At 53.5% G+C, this 4,074-nt stretch carries 5 protein-coding genes and 1 pseudogene; 4 read left to right on the plus strand and 2 right to left on the minus strand.

Annotated features, from left to right (window positions below):
- Positions 1-234: 234 nt before the first annotated feature.
- On the plus strand, positions 235-552 hold the full coding sequence (locus AAC083_RS14925; RefSeq protein WP_042037900.1) for a DUF6968 family protein: 318 nt from the start codon (positions 235-237) through the stop codon (positions 550-552).
- A gap of 2 nt (positions 553-554) precedes the next feature.
- Positions 555-887, plus strand: a pseudogene (locus tag AAC083_RS14930) (GNAT family N-acetyltransferase).
- Positions 888-954: 67 nt separating this feature from the next.
- Here the strand turns inward: AAC083_RS14930 and AAC083_RS14935 are convergent.
- A complete protein-coding gene (locus AAC083_RS14935; RefSeq protein ID WP_108537013.1) occupies positions 955-1,536 on the minus strand; it encodes a penicillin-binding protein activator LpoB in 582 nt (193 codons plus the stop codon).
- Positions 1,537-1,755: 219 nt separating this feature from the next.
- Between AAC083_RS14935 and AAC083_RS14940 the strand changes: the two genes are divergently transcribed.
- The gene (locus tag AAC083_RS14940; RefSeq protein ID WP_375134760.1) at positions 1,756-2,409 is read left to right on the plus strand and encodes a Vat family streptogramin A O-acetyltransferase; all 654 of its coding nucleotides are present in this window, start codon (positions 1,756-1,758) and stop codon (positions 2,407-2,409) included.
- A gap of 196 nt (positions 2,410-2,605) precedes the next feature.
- The gene (locus AAC083_RS14945) at positions 2,606-3,148 is read left to right on the plus strand and encodes a super-infection exclusion protein B (protein WP_108537015.1); all 543 of its coding nucleotides are present in this window, start codon (positions 2,606-2,608) and stop codon (positions 3,146-3,148) included.
- Positions 3,149-3,360: 212 nt separating this feature from the next.
- On the opposite strand, the gene AAC083_RS14950 is transcribed toward AAC083_RS14945, so the two are convergent.
- Positions 3,361-3,900 carry an REP-associated tyrosine transposase gene (locus AAC083_RS14950; RefSeq protein WP_108537016.1) on the minus strand — a complete coding sequence of 180 codons (540 nt, stop codon included), beginning with the start codon at positions 3,898-3,900 and terminating at the stop codon, positions 3,361-3,363.
- Between the last annotated feature and the right edge of the window lie 174 nt (positions 3,901-4,074).

The raw sequence follows: 4,074 nt of genomic DNA on the forward strand, positions 1-4,074 counted from the left end.
CTTCATTATTCTGTCGCCCCCCTCACCCGCCCCGTCAGAACCGGCCACAGTGGGTCCTGCGTTCAGATAAGCCGATCCCGCTCACACTGCGCACCGTCCAGCCATTGTCTCCGCTGGCTGGTTCCATTAGGCTGACCTTCCTGAGTCTGTTTTTGTTGTCTGTCCAGACTCACCATTTCATGCTCATCGCCTTGGCGAAACAGGATTGTGGGCAAGCGGAGAAAGGATATCCAGATGAAGAAGACCATAGTGACCGCCAAGTTCGAGGCCGTGAGCATCGAAGGCGAGCAAGTGACCCTGAAAATGGCAATCAAGGCGCCGGAGCGGGATCCCAAATCCGCCAGTGGCGACTGGCGCTGCAAGGTGAAGCTGGAGGGGCTGAGCGACAAGACCTTCATCTATGGCGTCGATGCCCTGCAGGCCCTGAGCCTGGCCCTGAAATTTGTCGAAAATGAGCTGCGCGCCTTCGCCGATGCCGGCTGGCAATTCTATCTGCCCGGTTGCCCCGATCAGCCCGTCGATATTGCCGCCTGCTATTTTCCAGAGGTGTGACAATGCAGCTGACCGCCCCTCAACCACCCGACACAACAGAATTCGACGCCCTGCGCAGCGGCCTGAATTAATTCAACGAAACCATCACGGGCCCATTAACCCGTGAGCGGATCGCCAGCGTTATCAGGGATAAAGAGGGCGTGGTGCAGGGCGGTATTCTCGGCGCGATAAAATGGGGCTGGCTGCATAGAGAGGGCATCACCCACTACCATCTGGAAACCACCCGTTTCCAGGCGCTGTCCTTCTACCAGAAACAGGACTACGCCGTCTTTGGCCAGCTGCCGGATAGGCCGCCGGGGCATATCAGCTATTTTCTGAACAAGACGGAGCAGTAACAGGCGCTGCCAGGGGCATGGAAACAAGAGGGTTGAATGCAATGACCATCAAGCCTCTTTGTCATGTTTAGTGACTGGCGGAACGGCTGCCGTTCCAGAGCAGCTCGCCACTGCGCAACTCCATCAGGCTCATGGTGAGTCGATAGCGACTCCCCTCGGACACCAGATCCCCATAGAGCATGTAACCCGCCCCGGTCTGGCGGCCGATCCGCACCAATGAAGCCGGATTCATTCTCCCCTGTTGATACTCAAGCTGGCCTGTGATGGCGGCCACCTGGCCGGGATCGACGAAGCGAAAACCACTTTTGGACTGGATCCGCTTGCTCATGGCCGCCGCCATGGGGCGGGTATCGAAGGGTTCACCCGTCCCGTTCTGGGGCGGGGTGAGCAGCAGCACGGGATTGCCGCTCTTCACCAGCTCCCGCACCTCGGGTGCCTGCACGAAGGCATCCGCCATGGCCAGCGCCAGCCCGGTCGGGGCCACCGGCTTGGGCAGGGGCGCCCCGGTATCCGGCTTGGTAACCGGTTTATCCGGCTGGCTCACAGGCTGGTCCGGTTCACTGACAGGCGCCTGAGTGCCGCCGTAGGGATTGACCGCACAGCCGCCCAACAGCAGGGCGCTCAGCATAAGCAGGTGACGCATCTTCATCGTGTTCTCTCCGCCAAAAGTCCGTAGAACGGACTTCGCCAAAAGCCCGTGGCGGAGCCCTTGCCCCGCATCTGCTCCATGCTAGAGACAAACCCGCCCCGGGTCGATACACCAGATGACACTGGACGACAGAGCCTGGCCAACCCGCACCCGGCCAGTGATACACCAAAAAAAGGTGGCAGGCCCTCATCACATTCCTTTACGGTAGTGTGCTGACAGATTCGAAAGGAGAGCACAGTGCACGGACCCGACCCCGCCAATCCCCACCCCATGGAGGGCTTCCCCCAGGTGTGCTTTATCAAGAACACCATCAAGGGACCCAATATCGAGGTGGGTGACTACACCTATTACGACGACCCGGAGGATTCGGCGGGCTTTGAGCGCAACGTCCTCTACCACTTCCCCTTCGTTGGCGACAAGCTCATCATCGGCAAGTTCTGCGCCATCGCCCGCGGGGTCAAGTTCATCATGAACGGCGCCAACCACCAGACCTCCGGCTTCTCCACCTACCCCTTCTTTATCTTCGGCAACGGCTGGGAGAGCGCCGCCCCCACCCCTGGCAGTCTCCCCTACAAGGGCGATACCGTGATCGGCCACGATGTCTGGATAGGCTTCGAGGCCCTGATCATGCCGGGTGTGCACGTCGGCAATGGCGCCATTATCGCCGCCCGCTCCGTGGTCACCAGCAACGTGCCCGCCTACGCCGTGGTCGGCGGCAACCCCGCCAAGGTGATCCGCTACCGCTTTGACGACGACACCATAGCCCGCCTCAATACCCTCGCCTGGTGGGACTGGCCTGTGGAGCAGATCAGCCGCAATTTGCCGCTCATCAGCGGCGGAAAAATTGGTGAATTGGAGAAGATGGGATTATAGGGAGTAATCAGGGCGAGCCGGGTAAGGCTCGCTCCAACATATGCTATGTCGTAGTAGTGACACGTCGGGCTGGTCGTAACAACACTGGGCATATCACATCAAAAGACTCCAATGTTTCATTCATAATTCCATCGAAAGTACACTGGTCTATATGTCATGATAATGGTTCTGATAATTTTTAGGGGAAAGCGAAAAAATGTTTGATAAACTGACAGAGTTTTCTGACTACTTCATAAAAATACCTGCTGCATTCTTAGTGGCCATTATATCTGTTCTTGGACTCATTTTATTTTTGCCAGAAGAATATTCTAAAATCCTAGCTGTAGATAGTTTTAGGAATGAATATAGAGTTTTTTTGGGCCCAGCATTTCTACTCACTCTATCATTTTGTGCGGCCAGATTATTCCATTTTTTAATGCATGGATATCGTCAAAGACAAATAATCAAGAATCGACATGCGATTCTTCATAATTTGACTCCAGAGGAAAAAGGCTATCTGATACCATACATCGAAAGGCAGCAGAACACGATTTATGTTGGTATGGATGATGGAATAATGGCTGGATTACGTGCTCAAGGCATTACTTATCTGGCAGCAAGCATGGGCGATATGCGTAATGGTTTTGCATTTAATCTACAACCTTGGGCTCGCGAATATTTGGATAAAAATCCAAACTTGTTGGATGGCTATGCTGGCGCGCCAATGACTCCACACCAAAAGCTACATTCAAGATGGTAGCACCTCTATTGCTCGAGATTAAAAAATTGGTGTAATACGCTCCACTTATTACACCCTACAACCACATCAATCTCATTTATTTTTTCGCGTGGAGCACCGTAATACCGTAGGGTGCAATGAACGAAGTGAATTGCACCTCTATATTCGAGGTAAAAATAAGCGGTGCAATGCGCTCCGCTTATTGCAACCTACGTTAACCACGTTGACGCCGTTTATTTATTGTCGTGTGGTATTTCATATTCTGGCGTAGCGGTATCTCCCCAAGATAATGGATACCTGCCCTGTTGAACCCAGCGATTAAAGGTGGAATATGGCCAATCTTTCGGGGCTGTTACCAATCCATGTTTGACGGGGTTGATATGGATGTAATCGAGATGATTATTGAAATCGTCCTGATCGCGGATCAGATGATCCCAATAACGTCGCTGCCAAATACCCCGCTCACCGCGACGCCAACGAGATTCTGAACGAGCCTCTGAATTGGGGATTGCTCGCGAAAATTTGCTCTTTATTTGACGCCAACGCAGCGGAAAGTTGGTATCCCCTTCCGGCAACTCCAGCAAAGCATGCAGATGCTCTGGCAAGACAACCCAGCCGTGGATGCGGAATGGATGACTCTCTTGCACCTCCCTGACAACCCTCCTCAACAGATCAATCTGTTCGACTAGTAGATGGTTATTCTGACGCTCAGCCAGCACCACCGTAAAAAACCAGGTTCCCCCCGGTTGCCATATTCGTCTGTAATTCGCCATGTTTTGCCCAATCCACAATCAACCCTGTTGTTAAATGTGGCCCAAGCGAAGCAAAACGTAGGGTGTAATGAACGAAGTGAATTACACCTCGCTCACACATCCACAAAAAAAAAGCGGTGCAATGCGCTTAATGCCGATCAGTTAAGGATCCATTGACCGATCCTTCTGATGTGT

The organism is Aeromonas sp. HMWF014 (genome assembly GCF_963878295.1).
GTDB lineage: Bacteria > Pseudomonadota > Gammaproteobacteria > Enterobacterales > Aeromonadaceae > Aeromonas > Aeromonas popoffii.